Origin of the sequence: Saccharopolyspora oryzae, assembly GCF_027853915.1 — a bacterium.
Taxonomy (GTDB): Bacteria; Actinomycetota; Actinomycetes; order Mycobacteriales; family Pseudonocardiaceae; genus Saccharopolyspora; species Saccharopolyspora oryzae.
In genome coordinates this window covers 171,806-190,797 of sequence record NZ_JAQGLA010000003.1, presented here as the reverse complement: position 1 = coordinate 190,797, position 18,992 = coordinate 171,806, and the positions used below count along the sequence as shown (strand labels likewise).

The following is an 18,992-nucleotide window of genomic DNA, read 5'->3' as shown; positions in this document are numbered from 1 at the left end:
CCTTAGAATCGAAAACGTGCCACATACTAACACCGCTCATCCCCCGAAAGGGAGCGACGCTGGTCACGAAGTGCTGGCCGGGGTGCTCCAAGTCCGCGACGGCCACCTGCAGGTGATGCTCTGGCAGCGCGCCCAGGAACCGGACCTGCACCGCTGGTCGCTGCCCGGCGGGCGGCTGTCGGCCACCGAGGACGTGGAGACCTCGATCCGCCGCCAGCTGGCCGAGAAGGTCGACGTGCACAAGCTCTCCCACGTCGAGCAGCTGTCGGTGTTCAGCGCCCCGGACCGGGTCCCCGACCGCCGCGTGGTGGCCACCGCGTTCCTCGGACTGGTGCCCTCCGACGTCGACCCCGAGGTCCCCGCCGACACCCAGTGGCACGCCGTCGAAGCCCTCCCGCCGACGGCCTTCGACCACGAGCAGATCGTGCTGGCGGTCCGGGACCGGCTGCGCGCCAAGCTGTCCTACACCAACATCGGCTTCGCGCTGGCCCCCGCCGAGTTCACCGTCTCCGAACTGCGCGACATCTACTCCGCCGCGCTCGGCTACCAGGTCGCGTCGACCAACCTGCAGCGCGTCCTGACCCGCCGCGGCGCCCTGGAACCCACCGGCCGCACCGTCCCGGCCGGCCCCTCCGGCGGCCGACCCCCGGCCCTGTTCCGCTTCACCAGCCGCGATCTCCAGGTAACCGACCCCTTCGCCGTCTTCCGCCCGCCGAGCTAGAGGATTGATTTCGTGGTCGTTCTGCGTGGCGGTGCCGGTAGCGGAACCTCAGCGCCCGCCTGGACTCCGGGTGCCCGACTTGATGTATGCCAATACACGGCAGTCGGGCCGTCCTCGCCAGGCGAACGCTGAGAACCCGCGGCGGCGCAAGCTGCGAGCGTGGGCTATGCGCCTGACGGCGCATCAAAGACAAAGGCCAGGACGAACAACATGCGCCGAGAACCACCTCCTGATCCCGCCCCGGTGACCTGCGGGGATGTCGATGAGGCGGTGCGGTCGGGATGGTGGGCAGTTAGGTTGGGGGCGTGTTGGACGTCTTGCCGTTGTTCCCGCTGGGGTCGGTGTTGCTGCCGGGCGGCCACCTGCCGCTGCACGTCTTCGAACCGCGCTACCGGCAGCTGGTCGAAGACCTCGTCGGCGAATCCGTGCCCGACCGCAGGTTCGGCGTGGTCGCCATCAAGCAGGGCTGGGAGGTCGGCGAGGACAACGTGGACTCGATGTACGACGTCGGGTGCTCCGCGTTGCTGGACGACGTCCGCCAGCTGCCCGGCGGGCGCTACGACGTCAGCGCCGCGGGCGAGCGGCGGTTCCGGCTGCTGCAGATCGACAGCACCACCGCGCCCTACCTCGTCGCGAACGTCCAGTGGCTGCCGGACACCGAACCGGCCAGCGACTCGCCCGGCCGCCGCGAGCACCTGACGAGCACCGCCCGCGCGGCGCACCAGCGCTACCACTCCACCGGCCTGCGCGGCGGCCGCCGCGAAACCCCCGGCGCGGACGCCGAAATCGCCGATCTGTCCTACTTGCTCGCCGACGACTGCGTGCTGACCGTGGAGGACCGGCAGGACCTGCTCGCCGAAACCGACCCGCTGGCACGGCTTCGCCTGGTCCGCCGGTTGCTGCTGCGCGAAGCGGAATTCCTCCGCGAGCTCCGAGCGGTGCCGGCCCCGCTCACCGAGTTCACCCAGGGCACCAGCGTCAACTGAGATCTGCCTCCGCTGGCCGGTTCGCGCGGCGGCGCCGGTGGCGGCCCCCAGCAGGAGTCACACGTCAACGGTCGTCCCCTGCAGCGACGACTGTGACCTTCGTCCGCATTCCAGGTGGAACCGGGCACGACCGGAAACAGTCTCAAACCCTGTTGACCACCAAACTCAAGAGAAGAGCGCGGACTCATGAAGCTCCGTTCAACCGCTGCTATCGGCGTGGCCTGCTGCACCCTGTTCCTTTCGACCGCCTGCAGCGGCGGGAAGCTGGAGATTCCGTTCAGTCCAGCGACACCCGCGGCTCCTTCCCCGCGCACATCCACGACATCGGTGGCGGAACCAACCCCGACGAGCTCCGACGCGACGGAAGCACCGACCTCCACCGGGCGGGCACCGATCCCGGATGCGCAGCCGGCGGACTTCGTCCCCGACGACCTGTCGACGGTGTACGAGTTCGGCTACATCCTCAACTACGTCAACAAGTACCCGGGCTGGATCGCGCTCACCGCGGACGCACCGGTATACGACTCCTCGCGCGGCGGCTACAAGGTGCACGTGTACTTCAACGCCTACGGAGGGCGCGACATCATCCTCCGCAACGAGTGGTCGCTGGAGGTCGGAGGCGAGAAGGTCGTAGCGTCGGAGTCCCCGGCCGTGACAGATCCGTACTCGTTGGAGAACTGGATCCCGGAGCGCACGCCGATCGGCAACGCTGGTGACGCGACCTCGAACGTGCTCGTCGCGGACATCCTGTTCACGATGCCGGAGACCAGTCAGCCGATCACGATGCACTACGACAACGTGGACGGCGATGTGCACGCCACCTGGCACGACGGTGGATACGGCTCCTGATCCTGGGCCGATCAGCGCCGGAGGGCTGGATAGGATCACCCGCATGTCCTCACCTGGTGGTCCATGGGGTTCCGATCCGAACGGTCAGCAGCACGCTCCGCTGGCCGGCCAGCCGATGGGCAGTCCCCAGCAGCCCGGCGGGCAGTACCAAGGCTTCGGCCAGCCGCAACAGCCGCAGTTCCAGCAGCCGCAGTACCAGCAGCCGCAGTTCCAGCAGGCTCAGTACCAACAGCCGCAGTACCCGGGCATGATGAGCGGTTTCCCGACGCCGCCGAAGAAGAGCCGGGGCCCGGTGATCGCCGCGATCGTGCTCGGCGTGGTGGTCGTGATCGCCATCGTCACCACGATCGTCGTGCTCGTCCCCGGCAGCAGCGACGAAGCGGCACCGCAGCCGACCGCGAAGCCGACCACCTCCCAGAGCACCCCCACCACGCAGCCGACCGCGGCCAACCCGGACCTGCCGCCGGTGGTCCCGGGCTGGCAGGTGGTGCGGGCGCCCAGGAAGACCGCGCTCTACGACGTGCCGATGGAGTGGGAGCTGGATCCCGATCCGGATGGGCTCCACGCCTACGGCCCGCCGGAGGACCCGGTGACCTTGAGAGGCGTGGCCGACTACCAGGCCGGCTTCTGCCCCGGCGACTCCAACAGCTACCGCGCGACCTCGGGCGTGAGCGCCCGCTACGGACCGGACGACACCACGGTCGCCACCCAGACGCTGGCCAAGTTCATCGAGCTGGCCCACACCCGCGACGGCGTCGCGCCCGTGGTCGAGACCGGCGCGCCGGAGCAGATCCAGCTGCCCGGCAACATCCCCGCGGTCCGCGTCACCGCGCGCGTGACGCTGCCCGCCCCGGGCCAGTGCGACTCGGCGACGGTGCTGGCGAGCGTGGTGGCGACGAACAACGACGGGCAGAGCTCCGTGGTCCTCATCGCCGCCGCGGACCAGGAAGTGGAAGGTGCCTTCACCGGCGACCAGCTCGACCAGCTGACCGGATCCTTCCGCGCAGAATGACGGAGAACCGCGCCCCGGCTCTGCTCAAGAGCCGGGGACCGCGTTCACCCACCGCACCAGCGTCGACTGAACACCCGCCGACTTGGGCCGATCAGCGCCGGGGGGCTGGATAGGATCACCCCCATGTCCTCACCTGGTGGTCCTTGGGGTTCCGATCCGAACGGTCAGCAGTACGACCCGCTGACCGGTCAGCCGACCAGCGGTGCGCAGGGTCAGCAGCCCGGCGGGCAGTACCAGGGCTTCGGCGCGTTCGGCCAGCCGCAGCAGCCACCGCAGTTCCAGCAACCCCAGTACCAGCAGCCGCAGTACCAGCAGCAGTACCCGGGCATGATCAGCGGTTTCCCGACGCCGCCGCCGAAGAAGAGCCGCGGTCCGATGATCGCCGCGATCGCGCTCGGCGCGGTGGCCGTGATCGCCATCGTCACCACGATCGTCGTGCTCATCCCCAGCAGCGACGAAGCAGCGCCGACACCGCCGCCCGCGAAGCCCACCACCAGCCAGAACACCCCCACCCAGGCCCCGACCACGCAGCCGACCGCGGCCAACCCCGACTTGCCGCCGGTGGTCCCGGGCTGGCAGGTGGTGCGGGTGCCCAAGCGCACCGCGCTCTACGACGTGCCGATGGGCTGGGTGCCGGACCCCGACCCGGAGAACATCCAGGCCTACGGCCCGCCGGACGACCCGGTGACCATGACCGGGGTGGCCGACTACCAGGTCGGCTTCTGCCCCGGCGACCCCCGCAGCTACCGCGCGACCTCGGGCGTGAGCGCCCGCAAGGGCCCGGACGACACCGCGGTGGCCACCGAGACCCTGGCGAAGCTCGTCGACCTGGCCTACTCCCGCGACGGCGTCAAGCCGGTGGTCGAAACCGGCCCGCCGGAGCAGATCCAGCTGCCCGGGAACACCCCCGCGGTCCGGGTCACGGCGCGGGTGACGATCCCCCAGCCGGGACCGTGCGACTCGCCGAAGACGCTGGCCAGCGTGGTGGCGACGAACAGTGACGGGCAGAGCTCGGTGGTCCTCATGGCCGTCGCGGACCAGGACGTGGAAGGCGCCACCACAGCCGATCAGCTCAACCAGCTCACCGGTTCCCTCCGCGCAGCCCCCTGACGAAACCGCACCCCGGCTCCGCTCGAGAGCCGGGGTGCGTCGTTTCTCAAGGTCAGCCGAGGCGGCGGCCGAGGTCGTCCAGGCCGTTCCAGGACGCCGCGAGGCCGTAGCCGAGCGCCACCGCCAGGGGCTGCGCCAGCATCACCCAGGCGGTGTTGATCTCGGGCGCCACCGTGATCAGATCGCCCAGCTGCGGGTTCGGCGGCATCTGGTACATCCCGGCGGCGAACGAAGCACCCATCTGCATGCCCAGCCAGGCCGCGACCAGCGAGCCCAGCACACCGCCGATGAGCAGCACCGGACCGCGCCGGCGACGCATCCGCCAGAGCACCGAGGCGGTCAGCAGACCGGCGCCGAACGTCAGCAGCATGAAGATCGCGATCGCGTCGAAGCCGTGGTAGCTCTCCACCAGCAGCGGGGTCAGCGAACCCTTCGGCCCGAGCACGCTCTGCTGCGGCGGCGCCAGCCGGGACCACACCCACCCCACGGGCAACCCGAGCAGCGCGATCAGCGACACCGCGCTGATCGCGGGCAGCAGGTCGGCCTTGACCACCACGCGCGGCACCGGCGGCTCGGCGAGGTGCGGGATCAGGTGATCCACCTCGTCCCCGATCCGCTCCGGGACGGCACGAGTGCCGTGGGACTCCCCTCCGGGTGCTTGGGGGCTGTCCGCCACTCGCCGACCTCCTAGCGGCGCCAGACCGCAGTGTCCGTGGGAAACTGCGGTTCCTCCGGGTTACAGGGGCCGCAGTTTCAATTGAAACTGCGGACCGACAACGGCGACCGGCCGTCGCGGTCACCCTAGCGCTACAGCGCGCGATGCTCGCATCACCCGATGGCGGGGTGTGCGGGGCGCGTCAACTATTCTGCGCGAGCCCCCATGTCAGCTACGCCGAAGGACGCGTGAAGTGGCGGGAATCCTGCCGAGCATCAAGTTGACCGGACCGAGCCCGATCGACGAACCGCGGCGGGACTCAGCGGTCCGCCTGCCGCTGCGCAACACGATCGCCGAGCTGCTGCTGGGCGCGGCCGTCGCCGCCGTGGTGAGCCTCGTGCTGCAGTTCGCGGCCACCCGCCTGAGCATCAGCGAACCCAGCTTCGCCCCCGAGGCGCTCGCCGCCACCGGCAGCGGGCTGGTGCTGGTGGTGCTGTTCGTGCTGCTGGCGCTCGGGCACCACCGCTCGCCGCGCTGGCTGCGGCTGTTCGGGACCTGGGTGTCGCTGAGCGCGTTCAGCACGCTCGCGCTGGCCGTTCCGCTGCAGAACACCAGGTTCTACTACGGCGGGTCCTCTGTGGACAACGGCTTCCGCATGCAGTTCATGACGCGGATGGCCAGCACGCCGGGCCTGGCCGACATGAACTACGCCGACACCGCGCCCTACTACCCGAGCGGCTGGTTCTGGCTGGGCGGCCGGTTCGCGAACCTGCTCGGCTGGGACGGCTGGGCCGCGTACAAGCCGTACGCGCTGGCCTGGGTCGCGGTGACCACCGTCGTGGCGTTCACGCTGTGGAGCGTGGTCGTCCGGCGCCGCATCGCGCTGCTGGCCGCGATCGCCACCGCGCTGGCGGGGATGCTGCACGGCATCGAGGAGCCCTACGCGTGGCCGTCGGCGGCCTGGCTGGCGCCGGTCGCGGTGCTGGCCTGGCACGCGCTGCGGCGCCGGGACGCGGCTCCCAAGTGGACTTTGGTGTGCATCGGCGGTTACGTCGGTTTCGCCTCCATCACCTACACCCTGCACTTCGGGTTCGCGGTGCTGATGGTGCTGACGATGGCGGTGGTCATCGGCGCGTTCCGGGTGCACCAGGGGCAACGCCTGTGGCCGACGGTCCGGCAGCTGTTCCTGCGGTTGCTGCCGATCGGGCTGGTCAGCCTGGTCATCGCACTGCTCGCCTGGCTGCCCTACCTGGTGGCCACCGACTTCCTGCTGAACAACCCGCGCAGCGCGGCCCAGCACTACCTGCCGGAGGAGAGCGCCCTCCTGCCCACGCCGATGATGGAGGGCACCGCGTTCGGCGTGCTGTGCCTGGCGGGTCTGGTGTGGCTGCTGGTGCGCTGCCGCCGCAACGAGGTCGCGGCTGCGATGTTCACCATCGTGATCGCGGTCTACTGCTGGTTCGCGCTCTCGACGCTGGCGCTGGTCGCCAAGACCACGCTGCTGGCGTTCCGGCTGAACGTGATCCTCGACGTGACGCTGGCCGTGGCCGGCGTCTTCGGCGCCCTGGAGCTGATCGGCCACCTGCGGCGCAAGCTCGACCTCCGGCACGCGCTGCAGATCAGCATGGTCGCCTGCGCGGTCGGGCTGCTCGGCGCGATCGCGATCAGCCAGAGCGCGATCGGCGACAAGCTGCAGGGGTCGGTCCAGGCCGCCTACCAGGACTACTACCCCACCGGCGACAACGCGATGGGGCAGCGCGACCCGGCGCAGCTCGGTTCGTGGAACGCGGACGAGATCCGCGCGATCGCCGAGCTGACCGGGCGCGCCCCGGAGCAGAACCTGCTGCTGAGCACCGACTACAAGTTGATGTCGTTCATGCCCTACTGGGGCTTCCAGCAGGAGACGCCGCACTACGCGAACCCGCTCGGCGACTACGACCAGCGCGCCGCCGAGATCCAGCGGTGGACCACGGCCAAGACCAGCGACGAGCTGATCGGCATGCTGCGCGACAGCAAGTTCCACGCGCCCAACGTGTTCGTCCTGAGCAACCCGGACAGCCCGCACTCGACCGTGGAGCTGCCGGAGGGCGAGCAGGGCAAGCTGGTCCTGCAGCTCAAGGGCGACGCGTTCCCGCAGCTGCCGAACGTCCGCGACTACGACGTCTACTTCGACCGCGCGGTGTTCGACTCCCCGGCCTTCGTCAAGCGCGACGTCGGCCCCTACACGATCATCGCCCTGCGCTGAGGGAAAACCTGTTTCTGAACTCGTTTTGCGCAGCGGTGCGAGTAGCGGAACCTCAGACGCCGCCTGGACTCCGGGTGCCCAACTTTATGTATGCCAATACACGGCAGTCGGGCCGTCCTCGCCAGGCGACGTCTGAGAACCCGCGGCGGTGCCGGTTGCGAGGGTGGGCTATTCGCCTGGCGGCGAATCAAGACAAAGATCAAAGGCGGACGCTGATGTTCCGCCCCGCACCGTCAGGCAAGACGGGTTCGACAGGCAATCTCGGGGTCGGTGGTGCGGCGGGTTCGGTAGTTGAGCGCGGCGAGCGCCAGCGAGACCGACCAGAGCGGCCAGAGGAGCATCGGCAGCCAGGCCATCGGGTGGGCGGCGACCTCGGTGCTGGTGGTGAACACCAGCCCCAGGATCGCCTTGCCCGCCGCCATCACCAGCACCGACACCGCCAGCGCGGCCGCGACGGGGAAGGCGACCGGGACCTCGCGGCCCGCGGCGAACGGGATCCAGCGCGGCCAGCGCTCACCCCACGGCCGGATCAGGCCCCAGGTGAGCGCGGTGCCGCCGACCGCGGCCAGCGCCAGCCCGAGCCCGGCCGCCTTGCCCGACACGTCCATCGACGGCATCGCGAAGCCCGGCACGTCGAGCGCCATCAGCACGCGCGTCGCCGCGTAGAACAGGGGCGCGATCATCGCGATCCGGGTCCACCTCGCGGTGCGGATCCGGGCGCGCTCGTGGGTTCCGGACACCGGCCGGTCCACCACCGTCCACAGCAGACTCGCGGCGGCCACGGCCATGCCGAGCTGCATCAGCAGCGGGATCGAGAGGTAGGCGCTGAGGTTGTCGACGTGACCGGTCACCGCTGAGACGACCATGAACGGCAGGTAGCCGATCGCGGCCAGCGCACCGGCGTCCAGGAGCAGCGCGAACGCGCCGAGCGCGGCGATCCGGACTGCGCGGTTCTGCCACGCAGCAGCGGCGACGACGACCACCCCGCACACGGCCATGACCAGGTGCGCCATCGGCTGCGGCAGCAGGGCCAGCGATCGACCGGAGCTGTCGCCCGGTGCGGCCAGCGGGTTGGGTGCGCCGGTCGCCCAGCACAGCGGCGGGATCACCAGCAGCGCGAGCCCGACGATCCCGGTCGCGATATCGGAGAATCGGTGTTCGTTCATGCCCGGAATGCTGGCCGGAACGCCCGTTCCGGAACTCCTCCGCGGCGGACCGACCGCCTCCTCCGCGAGGAGGAGATCAGCTCCGCACGACCCCGTTCTCGTAGGCCCAGATCACCGCGTGCAGGCGGTCCCGGACGCCGAGCTTGCGCAGGATGCTGCCCACGTGCGTCTTCACCGTGGTCTCCGCCAGGTGCAGGGCAGCGCCGATCTCGACGTTGGAGGAGCCGCGCGCCAGCTCCACGAGCACGTCGCGTTCGCGCCCGGTCAGCGCCTCCCAGCCGGGTTCCGGCGGCTGCGGCGCGGACGTGCGGGCCAGCTCCAGCAGGCTGCGGGTGGCGCGCGGGGAGACGATCGAATGCCCCTCGTGAACGGTCCGCACCGCGGCCACGACCTCCTCGCCCGGCGTGTCCTTGGTCAGGAAACCGCTGGCCCCGGCCCGCAGCGCGGCGAACAGGTTCTCGTCGAGGTCGAAGGTGGTCAGCACCAGCACCCGGGTGCCCGGCAGCTCGGCGGTGATCAGCTCGGTCGCGGCGATGCCGTCCAGGTCCGGCATCCGGATGTCCATCAGCACCACGTCGACCCGGCTCGCCCGGCACACCGCCAGCGCTTCCCGCCCGGTGGAGACCTCGGCGACGCAGGTCAGGTCGTCGTGCAGCCCGAGCACGGTGGTCAGCGCGGAGCGGATGAGCTGCTGGTCGTCGGCGACCACCACGCGGATCGTCATCGCGGCACCTCCAGCAGGCCGAACCCGGCCCGCACCTCGGTTCCCGCACCCGGTGCGCTGCGCACTTCGAAATCGCCTCCGATCTGCCGCATCCGCTCGGCCATCCCCACGATGCCGAACCCGCCGGCGGCGGTCAGGTCCGCCGAGGTGCCCGGACCGTCGTCCGCGACGGTCACGGTGAGCCGCTCCCGCGTCCAGTCCAGCACGATCCGGCAGCGCACGTCCGGCCCGACGTGCTTGAGCGCGTTGGTCACCGACTCCTGCACGATCCGGTAGACGGCGTGCCGCTGCGCGGTGTCGATCTCCTGCGGCTCGCCCTCGTCCACCAGCTCGACATCGGCGCCGGCTCGTCGGAACGTCTCGACCAGTTCGGCGAGGTCCTGGCCTGCCGGCGCGGTCTCGTCACCGGTGCGCAGGACGCCGAGCATGCTGCGCAACTCCCCCATCGCCTGCCGCCCCACCTCCACCGCCGTGCCGATCATCTCCCGCGCCTTGTCCCGATCGCGGTCGAAGACCAGTCGTGCGGTGTCGGCCTGGGCCAGCACGACCGCGAGGGAATGCGCGGCCACGTCGTGGATCTCGCGGGCGATCAACCGGCGTTCCGCGGCGATGGCCTCGCGCACCTGCTGCTCGCGCAACAGCTCGGCCTGGGCGGCCCGCTCCTCGAGGGACCGCACGTAGGCGACGCTGATCCGCGAGTAGCGCCCGAGCGCCCAAGCCGCGAGCACGGACCCGAACGCCGCAGCGGCCAGCACCCCGGCCGTGCCCAGCGGATCGACCGGGAAGCCGATCACCCCGCGCACCACCGCGATCGCGGCACCGAGCAGACCGCAGGCGACCGGCAGCGCGGAGCGCTCGGTGTGCGCGACGACCGCGTGCAGCAGCACCGGGTGGATCAGCGAGAACGGCAGCAGGATCGGCGGAATGCCCTGGTCGCCGACGTTCGGCAGCGCGACCAGCACCAGCATGAGCGCCGAGCCGACGACGAACGCCGCCGTCGGCCAGACGCGGCGCACGCCCAGGCACGCGGTGAGCCCGACCAGGATCGCGACCAGCGCCACCCACTCCGGAAGGCTCGCGCCGGCCACGGCGCTCAACGACACCGCGGCCCCGACCGCCCCGCAGAGCACGGCTACCGGGCCGTCGACGACCAGCCGATTCGTTGCAGTCCGCACTGCGCCAACTTATCCACCCGAAGGCCCCCGGACCTCCTCCTCGAGAACGAGGTCCACAGTGGAGATCCATCGTGAGCGGCGATGGCCGTAAGAGCAACCACCGCCGCTCACGACTCGTCCGACCACGCGACAGCGCGTCACAGGTCGCGGAGGTGGTGCACGAACCCGCTGGATAACAGCGGTGCAACAAAAGGCCGTCGGCTGGCGCCGCCACCGCGACTCGCGAGTCGTCCTGGGCCGCGCAACCCGGTCGATGTTGTTGTACTGGTTCGATCGGAGTAGGCGGTCGAGCGGGGATGCGATGAGTCTGCAGCAGTTGTACCTGGTGCTGCTCGTCGGTGGACTCGTGCTCCTGGCCGGTGCGGTGGCCGCGCTCCTCGCCTCCCGGCTCGGGCTGCCCAGCCTGCTGATCTACCTCGGGCTGGGCGTGGTGCTCGGCGAGGACGTGCTGGGCATCAAGTTCCACGACGCCCAGATCGCGCAGAACCTGGGCACGGCGGCGCTGGCCATCATCCTCATCGAAGGTGGTCTGTCCACCCGCTGGTCCGACATCCGGCGATTACTCGCGCCCGCCACCATGCTCGCCACGATCGGCGTCGGCATCAGCCTGGTGGTCACGGCCCTGGGCGCGCACCTGCTGCTGGGCATCGACTGGCAGCTGTCGCTGCTGGTGGGGGCCATCGTGTCGTCCACGGACGCGGCAGCGGTGTTCTCCGTGCTCCGGGTACTGCCGCTGCCCAAGCGGCTCGCCGGGTTGCTGGAGGCCGAATCCGGGTTCAACGACGCGCCGACCGTGATCTTCGTGCTGCTGTTCAGCACCGTCCCGCTGGAGGTCTCGCCGCTGGAGATCACGGTCGACCTGCTCTACCAGCTGACCATCGGAGCGGCGATCGGGCTGGCCATCGGCGTGGGCGGGGCGAAGGTGCTGCCGCGCTTGGCGCTGCCGGCCGCCGGGCTGTACCCGGTGGCGACGTTCGGGCTCTGCGTGATCGCCTTCGCCGCCGGTGGCGCCGCGGAGGCCAGCGGGTTCCTCGCCGCCTACCTGTCCGGCTTGGCGCTGGGCAACACCGGGCGGCTGCCGCACCGCTCGGCCACCCGCTCCTTCGCCGAAGGACTCGGCTGGATCGCGCAGATCGGGCTGTTCGTGCTGCTCGGCCTGCTGGTGACGCCGAGCGAGCTGCCCGGCGAAGTGCTGCCCGCGCTGGTCATCGGCCTGGTCCTGCTGCTGGTCGCCCGCCCGGTGTCGGTGGTGCTGCCGCTGGTGGGCTTCCACGTGCCGTGGCGGGAACAGGTGTTCCTGTCCTGGGCGGGCCTGCGCGGTGCGGTGCCGATCGTGCTGGCGACGTTCCCGATCGTGCAGGGCGTGCCGGGCAGCCAGCGGGTGCTGGACATCGTGTTCGTGCTGGTCGTCGCGTTCACCCTGGTGCAGGCCCCGAGCCTGCGCCCGCTGGCCCGGCTGCTGGGCATCATCCCGCGCGAGGCGCCCCGCGAGATCCAGCTCGACTCGGTGCCGCTCAACGTCGCCCACGCCGAGTTGCTGACGATGACCGTGCCGCCCGGATCCCGGCTGCACCACACGACCATCGTCGAGCTCCGCTTGCCGGAGCCCGCGGTGGTCCCGCTGGTCGTGCGGGGTGGCCGGGCCTTCGTCCCGCTCCCGGACAGCTACCTGGAGATCGGCGACGAGCTGCTCGTCGTCACCACCGTGGAGCACCGGGCCGCCGCCGAGCGACGGCTGCGCGCGGTGAGCCGCCGCGGCAAGCTCGCCCACTGGTTCGGCGAGCACGGCGAACCGGACTAGAAGTCGCGCCACCACGTCGTCGCCTGGATCGAGCACCCCAGGTGATGGTCACTTTCGTACGAAATTGGCACCCCCGGAACCGGGTCAGCGCCCGCCGGGGTGGACGGGGAGCGCCCGGAGGCCGTGGATCAGCGTGCTGAAGCGCCATTCCGCACCGTCCAGCGGTCCGGCGGGGCTGAGGTCCGGGAACCGCTCGACGAGCTTGCGCAGCGCGGTCTGCCCCTCCAGGCGGGCGAGCTGGGCTCCGAGGCAGAAGTGGATCCCGTGGCCGAAGGCCAGGTGCCCGTGCGCGTCGCGGGTGATGTCGAACCGCTCCGAGTCGGGGAACTGCTCCGGGTCGCGGTTGGCCGCCGCCAGCCCGACCCACACGATCTGCCCGGCCGGGATCTCCACGTCGCCGACCGGCACCGCCTCCGCGGTGAAGCGGAACGTCCCGTGCATCACCGGCCCGTCGAAGCGCAGCATCTCCTCCACCGCGCCGGCCACCAGGTCCGGGTCCTCCCGCAGCGCCGCCCACTGGTCGGGGTGGCGCAGCAGGTGCAGCACGCCGTTGCCGATCAGGTTGACCGTCGTCTCGTGCCCGGCCACCAGCAGCAGGAACACCATCGCGATCAGTTCGCCGTCGCTGAGCCGGTCCTCGTTGTCGGTGGCGTCGACCAGCGCGGTGAGCAGGTCGTCGCCGGGCTCGCGGCGTTTGAGCTCGATGAGCTCGGTGAGGTACTGGCCCATCGCCATCGCGGCGTCCTCCGCCGCTCCGCGGTCGGAGGCGTCCAGCAGGGTGTTCGTCCAGGCCCGGAAGTCGTCCCGGCGGCTCTCGTCGACACCGACCAGCTCGGAGATGACCTGGATCGGCAGCGGGAACGCGAAGGAGTCCAACAAGTCCACTTCGGACTGCCCGGCCATCTCGTCGAGCAACCGGTCGGTGATCTCCTCGACCCGCGGCCGCAGCGCTTCCACCCGGCGGCTGGTGAAGGCCTTGACCACCAGCTTGCGCAGCCGGGTGTGGTCCGGCGGATCCATGTTGAGCATGTGCGCGGACAGCTCGTTGCCGAACATCCGGTGGTCCGCGCCCGGCGGCAGGTTCGCGGTGATCACCTCGCGGATGCGCGCGGACTCCTTGCTCAGCCGCGGATCCGCCAGCGCGGCGCGCGCATCGGCGTACCTGGTGATCACCCAGACCGGCAGGCCGCTCGGCGTGACCATCCGCTGGACCGGCGTGGCGTCGCGGATCTCGGCGTACCGCGCGTGCAGGTCCTGCACGAAGGCGGAGTCGAAAACGGGAACTTCGGCGTGCACCTCGGTGGACGGCATCGGATTCCTCCGCGCTAGGCAGTTGTGACCCCTGCTACCCAGTTAACCCCGTTCACGCCGACCTGTCACACGGCTCCGAAAACCCCTGCCCAGCAATCGAAGGACTCGTCAAGCACCGGCGAAGGCCCCGGCGGACGCAGCGAGGACGGCGGTCCTGGCCGCCTGGTCCGGCAGGGCCGGGTCAGGTGGCGTGCGGAGCAGCAGCAACTGGTGGTACACGGGCGCGGTGGCCGCGATGAGCAGTCGCTGCGCGTCAGTGCCCGGCGGGACCTCGGCGCGCTGGACAGCCCGGCTGACGATGGTCTCGCAGCGCGCGTACCGCCCCTCCCAGAGCCGCCGCTGGGCGAGTTCGGCCTTCTCGGAGCGGAACGAGGCGGCGATCAGGGCCGCCACGACCGGCGGCTCCGCGACCAGCGCGTCGTGGATCTCCTGGTTGAGCGCTGCCAGGTCCCCGTGCAGGGAACCGGTGTCCGGGGGCTGCCAGTCGTCGTCGCCAGCCGCGTCCAGGACGTCTGCGAGCAGGCCGCCGACGTCGCCCCAGCGCCGGTACACCGTCGCGCGGTGCACGCCAGCCCGGGCGGCGACGGTTTCCACCGCGAGCCCGTCATAACCGTGCTCGCCGAGCTCCGCGAGGACCGCGTCGAGCACCTGCTGGCGGATGCGTGCGGTTCGGCCGCCCGGGCGGCGGCGAGGTTCTGGAGAAGTCATCGCTGGTAATTCCGTTGCTCGACGCGGCGGTGCCATGGGAGGCTCTTAAAGTAACACTTGTCGCAATAACGGAGGATCAGCGATGTCAACCGCACCGGCCGACCCGACCGTGGTGCATCCAATGCCCGGACAACCCCGGGTGGTGCTGCTGAAGCCGTTGATCACCTCGCCGCTGATCGAGGTCGGGGAGTTCTCCTACTACGACGATCCGGAGGATCCGACCGCCTTCGAAACCCGCAACGTGCTCTACCACTACGGGCCGGAGAAGCTGGTGATCGGGAAGTTCTGCGCGCTGGGAGAGGGCGTGCGGTTCATCATGAACGGCGCCAACCACCGCATGGACGGCCCGTCCACGTTCCCGTTCCCGATCATGGGCGGCTCCTGGAGCGAGCACTTCGACCTCATCGCCGGCCTGCCCGGACGAGGCGACACCGTGGTGGGCAACGACGTCTGGTTCGGCTACCGGTCCACGGTGATGCCCGGCGTCCGGATCGGCCACGGGGCGATCATCGCGTCCGGAGCGGTCGTGGTCGACGACGTCCCCGACTACGGCATCGTCGGCGGCAACCCCGCCAAGCTCATCCGCCGCCGCTACTCCGATGCGGACGTCGACCGCCTCCTCGCCCTGACCTGGTGGGACTGGCCGCTCCAGCACATCACCGAGCACATCCGCACCATCATGTCCGGCAGCATCGACGACCTGGAGCACGCCGCACCCCCGCGTTGACAGTCCACTCCGGACATTGGAAGGGGCGGAGCCTCCACCTCCTCCGTCGAAGCGAACGGTCCGTTCGCCCACCGCCGGTCCCGCGGCGGTCAGCTCCGCGCTTCTCGGCGGAGGGTTTCAGTGGTGTGCTCGCGGAAGCGGCGCGCCGCAGCCGAGGAATAGGCGTCGCGGCGCCACACGTAGGACAGCACGCGCTCGCAGCCCGGTGCGTCGACGTGCAGGAACACCAAGGGGGCCACGTCGTACCTGCTCGCCATCTCCGGGACGAGCCCCACACCCAGTCCGAGGCTCACCAGGAACGCGCTCGCCGCCGGTTCGTCGCTCTCGCAGACGATGTTGGCGCGCCGGCCGACGGCCGCGAACAAGCGGTCGGTCAGCTCCCGCTGCCAGAAGTCGCCGCTGGTGGTGATGAACGGTTCCTCGGCGATCTCGGCGATGCCGACGCTGGTCCGCGACGCCAGCGGGTGCTCGCGCGGCACCGCCAGCAGCACCTCCTCGCGCAGGACCTCGGCCGTCTCCAGCGCCGGATCGTCGACCGGCTGCGAGGACAGGCAGAGGTCCACCTCGCCGCGGCGCAGCCGCTGGAGCATCGCCGTGGCCGACGACTGGTACAGCCGCACGTCGACGTCGGGGTGCTCGGCGCGGAATCCGACCAGGGCACCCGACAAGGTCAGCAGCGTCTCCGTCGCCACCGCGACGCTGCCGCGCACCAGGCCGACCGCGTCCGAGAGCTCCTGCCGGCCGTCGTCGAGCTCGGCCAGCGCCCGATCCACCCGGGTGAGGAACGCCGAACCGAAGCGGTTCAACCGGATCTGGCGGCCCTGCCGGTCGAACAGCGGCACACCGAGCTCCTTCTCCAGCCGCGCGATCGTCCGCGACAGCGACGGCTGGGACACCCGCAGCTCGGCGGCGGCCCGGCTGATGTGCTCGTGGCGGGCGACCGCCTGGAAGTAGCGCAGCGGCAGCAGGTCCATACACCCATGATGCCCCATGGGGCATGAATTCATCGCAGAATTGGTCTTGGAAGGTATCGGAATCCGTCCCTAACGTCGTGGTCAAGATCCTCTGATCACCAGGAAGCGACGATGGGACCGTCCACTTCGGCCGGAACGGCCAAATCCGAGCGCAACCGGGCACGTCCGGTGCTGCTGACCCTCCGCGCCATCGCCTCGGCGCACGCGATCGCGATCTTCGGGCAACCGGTGTTCGCGGGTGTGCTGCTCAGCGGCGACTACGACATGCTGCACGTCCACGCGGTGGGCGCGGACGTCGTCTACTACCTCGGACTGGCGCAGCTGGCGGCCGCCCTCGTCCTCTGGGCCCGGCGCGGCCCCCGCTGGCCCAGCGCGGCGGCCGCGCTGATCGTCCTCGGCGAAACCGGCCAGTACTTCGCGGGGCTGCTCGGCGCCCTGGGCGTGCACTTTCCGCTCGGCGTCGCACTGATCGCCCTGAGCACGGTCTCGCTGGTCGCGCTCTGGCGACCGAGCGCGCTGGGCGCTCCGGAGGTCGCGCGATGAGCACCGCGATGGGGCGCCGGCGGTTCCTCGGTCTGGCCGGCGGCGCCGGAATCGTGCTGGCGGCGGGGTTGGGCGGCCCACGACTGCTGGCCCAGCACACCTCGACCGGCGCAGTGCTGCGCAGCGCGGTCCCCCTGCCCGCTCCCTTCCAGCTCCCGCTGGCGATCCCGCCCGTGCTGGAACCCGTTGCGCAGGACGACTTCGCCGACCGCTACGAGATCACCGCGCGCGAGGCGATGGCGGAGATCCTGCCCGGACTGCGCACCCCGATCTGGGGCTACGAAGGCATCTTCCCCGGCCGCACCGTCGAATCGCGGCGCGGCCGCACCGCGATCATCCGCCACCGCAACGAGCTCCCGGTGCCGACCGTCGCCCACCTGCACGGCGGCCGCACCCCACCGGAGTCCGACGGGTATCCGACCGACCTCGTCCTGCCGACGCGCGGCTGGGATCACGGCCACCACGGCATGCACGACCCGCGGGCCAGCATCGCGCGAGGCAGCCGCGAGTACATCTACCCGCTGGACCAGCGCGCCGCGCTGCTCTGGTACCACGACCACCGGATGGACTTCACCGGCCCGGCCGTGTACCGGGGGTTGGCCGGGCTGCACGTCGTCCGCGACGACGAGGAGGACGCCCTCCCGCTGCCGCGCGGCGAACGCGAGATCCCGCTGCTGATCACCGACCGCGCGTTCGCCGCGGACGGATCGTTCGACTACCCCTCGCTGGACCCGTCGCTGACGACCGTCCCCGGCGTGACCGACGCGTACGCGGCCGGTGTCCTCGGCGACGTCGTCCTGGTCAACGGCGTGCCGTGGCCGGTGCACGAGGTTTCCGCGACCCGGCACCGGTTGCGCGTCCTCAACGCTTCCAACGCCCGCCGCTACGAACTCGCGCTGGACCCACCACCGCCGGACGGCCCGGCGTTCGTGCAGATCGGCTCGGACGGCGGCCTGCTGGCATCCCCCGTCGCGCACGACAGCATCGCGCTGGCCTCAGCGGAGCGCCATGACGTGATCGTCGACTTCGGCCGCTACCCGGTCGGCACCGAGGTCACCCTGGTGAACCGCCTGGGCACCGGTTCGACCGCGCAGGTGATGCGGTTCCGCGTGACCCGCCGCGAACCCGACGACTCCGCCATCCCGCCCCGACTGTCCGAAGTGGAACCGCTGCGCCGCGAACAAGCCGTGGTGACCAGGGATTTCGCCTTCCGCAGCGGCCGCCACGGCGATCGGCGCGGCTGGCTGATCGGCGGCCGCCCCTTCGACACGGGCTACGTCGCGGCCCGCCCGCGCCTCGGCGACGTCGAGATCTGGCGCTTCGTCGCGGACCTGCACCACCCGATCCACCTGCACCTGGCCCACTTCCAGGTCCTCTCCCGCGGCAACCGCGAACCGCACCCGCTCGACGCTGGCTGGAAGGACACCGTCGACCTGCAACCCGGCGAAGCGGTGGAGGTCATCACCCGCTTCGAGCACTACCGCGGCCGCTACGTCTTCCACTGCCACAACGCCGAGCACGAGGACATGGGCATGATGGCCACCTTCGAAACCACGTGACAGGAGCCGCCTCAACCGCCCTGCGGCCGCTCCTCGCCGAGCAGCGCGATCAGGTGGCGGAAGGCGGCGGACATGTCGGCGCTGTCCGGGTCGAGCAACCACTGGAACTGCATGCCGTCCATCACCGCGACCACCAGCGGCGCCGCTTCCTCCGGGGTCAGCCCGCCGGGGAGCCGCTCCCCGAACTCGTGGCGCAGGGTTGCCGCCGCGCGCTCGCGGACCATCACGTAGCGCTGGGCGAAGTACTCGCGCGCCGGCTGGTTGTCGGTCACGCTCTCGCCGAGCAAGGCCGAGAACGTCTGCACGACACCGCTGCGCGTCGTGTTGTAGTCGACCAGGAGGGTCCACATCTCCAGCGGCCAGGCGTGCGCACCGCCCTGGGTTCCGCCGGTGTCCCACTCGTCCCGGGCTTCGAGCACCGCGATGAGCAACGCCTCCCGGGTCGGGAAGTAGTGCAGCAGGCCCTGCTGGGTCATGCCGACGCGTTCGGCCACCGCGCTGAGCGAGGCGCCCCGGTAGCCGCGCTCGGCGATCACCGACATCGCTGCCTGCAGGATCTCGGCGCGCCGGTTCTCGCTGCGCAGCGCCCTGCCCCGTGGTGCTGATCGATCCGCTGTCACGGAACCGAGCGTAGTCGTCGGGAACACCCAGCAGCACAAATTATTGCGGAAATATAACGACACCTACTGATCTACAGGTGAATCGGTCAGGATGCTGCCGACGACA

Annotated in this window: 18 protein-coding genes; 10 read left to right on the top strand and 8 right to left on the bottom strand. The window is 70.7% G+C overall.

Translation table 11 applies throughout. The annotated features are described in order from the left end of the window. Positions 1-70 precede the first annotated feature (70 nt). The 5 genes from OU415_RS03450 to OU415_RS03430 all read left to right on the top strand — a co-directional run bounded on the left by OU415_RS03450 (position 71) and on the right by OU415_RS03430 (position 4,678). Entirely contained in the window at positions 71-721 is a 651-nt protein-coding gene (locus tag OU415_RS03450) for an NUDIX hydrolase (RefSeq protein WP_270947121.1), read from the top strand. A 308-nt stretch (positions 722-1,029) separates the two neighbouring features. After that, positions 1,030-1,707: an LON peptidase substrate-binding domain-containing protein gene (locus OU415_RS03445; protein ID WP_270947120.1), complete on the top strand. Its 678-nt coding sequence runs from the start codon at positions 1,030-1,032 to the stop codon at positions 1,705-1,707. 327 nt (positions 1,708-2,034) lie between these two features. Further along, entirely contained in the window at positions 2,035-2,556 is a 522-nt protein-coding gene (locus OU415_RS03440) for a hypothetical protein (protein WP_270947037.1), read from the top strand. A 43-nt stretch (positions 2,557-2,599) separates the two neighbouring features. Beyond that, entirely contained in the window at positions 2,600-3,568 is a 969-nt protein-coding gene (locus OU415_RS03435; protein WP_270947035.1) for a hypothetical protein, read from the top strand. A 123-nt stretch (positions 3,569-3,691) separates the two neighbouring features. After that, the gene (locus OU415_RS03430) at positions 3,692-4,678 is read left to right on the top strand and encodes an EGFR-like transmembrane domain-containing protein (RefSeq protein WP_270947034.1); all 987 of its coding nucleotides are present in this window, start codon (positions 3,692-3,694) and stop codon (positions 4,676-4,678) included. Between the two features lie 52 nt (positions 4,679-4,730). On the opposite strand, the gene OU415_RS03425 is transcribed toward OU415_RS03430, so the two are convergent. Next, positions 4,731-5,354 (bottom strand): DUF2567 domain-containing protein, encoded by a 624-nt coding sequence (locus OU415_RS03425; RefSeq protein ID WP_270947033.1) that lies wholly within the window; start codon positions 5,352-5,354, stop codon positions 4,731-4,733. A 232-nt stretch (positions 5,355-5,586) separates the two neighbouring features. Between OU415_RS03425 and OU415_RS03420 the strand changes: the two genes are divergently transcribed. Then, entirely contained in the window at positions 5,587-7,578 is a 1,992-nt protein-coding gene (locus OU415_RS03420) for an arabinofuranosyltransferase (protein ID WP_270947032.1), read from the top strand. A 233-nt stretch (positions 7,579-7,811) separates the two neighbouring features. Here OU415_RS03420 and OU415_RS03415 read toward each other — a convergent pair whose 3' ends face one another. From OU415_RS03415 to OU415_RS03405, 3 genes are all read right to left on the bottom strand, one after another. Further along, positions 7,812-8,744, bottom strand: a complete 933-nt coding sequence (locus tag OU415_RS03415) for a hypothetical protein (protein ID WP_270947031.1) — start codon at positions 8,742-8,744, stop codon at positions 7,812-7,814. Between the two features lie 76 nt (positions 8,745-8,820). Further along, positions 8,821-9,468 carry a response regulator transcription factor gene (locus OU415_RS03410; RefSeq protein ID WP_270947030.1) on the bottom strand — a complete coding sequence of 216 codons (648 nt, stop codon included), beginning with the start codon at positions 9,466-9,468 and terminating at the stop codon, positions 8,821-8,823. Next, positions 9,465-10,643, bottom strand: coding sequence for a sensor histidine kinase (locus tag OU415_RS03405; RefSeq protein ID WP_270947029.1), 1,179 nt, complete (start codon positions 10,641-10,643; stop codon positions 9,465-9,467). The genes OU415_RS03410 and OU415_RS03405 overlap by 4 nt, the downstream gene beginning before the upstream one ends. Before the next feature lie 307 nt (positions 10,644-10,950). On the opposite strand from OU415_RS03405, the gene OU415_RS03400 reads away from it, so the two are divergent. Further along, a complete protein-coding gene (locus OU415_RS03400; protein WP_270947119.1) occupies positions 10,951-12,444 on the top strand; it encodes a potassium/proton antiporter in 1,494 nt (497 codons plus the stop codon). 84 nt (positions 12,445-12,528) lie between these two features. Here OU415_RS03400 and OU415_RS03395 read toward each other — a convergent pair whose 3' ends face one another. Then, a complete protein-coding gene (locus OU415_RS03395) occupies positions 12,529-13,755 on the bottom strand; it encodes a cytochrome P450 family protein (RefSeq protein WP_270947028.1) in 1,227 nt (408 codons plus the stop codon). A 108-nt stretch (positions 13,756-13,863) separates the two neighbouring features. Further along, a complete protein-coding gene (locus tag OU415_RS03390; RefSeq protein ID WP_270947027.1) occupies positions 13,864-14,463 on the bottom strand; it encodes a TetR/AcrR family transcriptional regulator in 600 nt (199 codons plus the stop codon). Positions 14,464-14,545: 82 nt separating this feature from the next. Here OU415_RS03390 and OU415_RS03385 point away from each other — a divergent pair, with 82 nt between their 5' ends. Next, positions 14,546-15,190: a CatB-related O-acetyltransferase gene (locus OU415_RS03385; protein WP_270947026.1), complete on the top strand. Its 645-nt coding sequence runs from the start codon at positions 14,546-14,548 to the stop codon at positions 15,188-15,190. A gap of 89 nt (positions 15,191-15,279) precedes the next feature. Here the strand turns inward: OU415_RS03385 and OU415_RS03380 are convergent, their stop codons facing one another. Then, positions 15,280-16,164, bottom strand: coding sequence for a LysR family transcriptional regulator (locus tag OU415_RS03380; protein WP_270947025.1), 885 nt, complete (start codon positions 16,162-16,164; stop codon positions 15,280-15,282). Between the two features lie 111 nt (positions 16,165-16,275). On the opposite strand from OU415_RS03380, the gene OU415_RS03375 reads away from it, so the two are divergent. Continuing rightward, entirely contained in the window at positions 16,276-16,707 is a 432-nt protein-coding gene (locus OU415_RS03375) for a hypothetical protein (protein WP_270947024.1), read from the top strand. After that, positions 16,704-18,266, top strand: coding sequence for a multicopper oxidase family protein (locus OU415_RS03370; RefSeq protein ID WP_270947023.1), 1,563 nt, complete (start codon positions 16,704-16,706; stop codon positions 18,264-18,266). The genes OU415_RS03375 and OU415_RS03370 overlap by 4 nt, the downstream gene beginning before the upstream one ends. An 11-nt stretch (positions 18,267-18,277) precedes the next feature. Here OU415_RS03370 and OU415_RS03365 read toward each other — a convergent pair whose 3' ends face one another. Further along, positions 18,278-18,886 (bottom strand): TetR/AcrR family transcriptional regulator, encoded by a 609-nt coding sequence (locus OU415_RS03365; RefSeq protein ID WP_270947022.1) that lies wholly within the window; start codon positions 18,884-18,886, stop codon positions 18,278-18,280. Between the last annotated feature and the right edge of the window lie 106 nt (positions 18,887-18,992).

Coding starts and splice junctions, on each gene's coding strand:
- OU415_RS03435 (WP_270947035.1), top strand. CDS start 2,600: ATGTCCTCACCTGGTGGTCCATGGGGTTCCGATCCGAACGGTCAGCAG.
- OU415_RS03430 (WP_270947034.1), top strand. CDS start 3,692: ATGTCCTCACCTGGTGGTCCTTGGGGTTCCGATCCGAACGGTCAGCAG.
- OU415_RS03415 (WP_270947031.1), bottom strand. CDS start 8,744: ATGAACGAACACCGATTCTCCGATATCGCGACCGGGATCGTCGGGCTC.
- OU415_RS03410 (WP_270947030.1), bottom strand. CDS start 9,468: ATGACGATCCGCGTGGTGGTCGCCGACGACCAGCAGCTCATCCGCTCC.
- OU415_RS03395 (WP_270947028.1), bottom strand. CDS start 13,755: ATGCCGTCCACCGAGGTGCACGCCGAAGTTCCCGTTTTCGACTCCGCC.
- OU415_RS03390 (WP_270947027.1), bottom strand. CDS start 14,463: ATGACTTCTCCAGAACCTCGCCGCCGCCCGGGCGGCCGAACCGCACGC.
- OU415_RS03385 (WP_270947026.1), top strand. CDS start 14,546: ATGTCAACCGCACCGGCCGACCCGACCGTGGTGCATCCAATGCCCGGA.
- OU415_RS03380 (WP_270947025.1), bottom strand. CDS start 16,164: ATGGACCTGCTGCCGCTGCGCTACTTCCAGGCGGTCGCCCGCCACGAG.
- OU415_RS03375 (WP_270947024.1), top strand. CDS start 16,276: ATGGGACCGTCCACTTCGGCCGGAACGGCCAAATCCGAGCGCAACCGG.
- OU415_RS03370 (WP_270947023.1), top strand. CDS start 16,704: ATGAGCACCGCGATGGGGCGCCGGCGGTTCCTCGGTCTGGCCGGCGGC.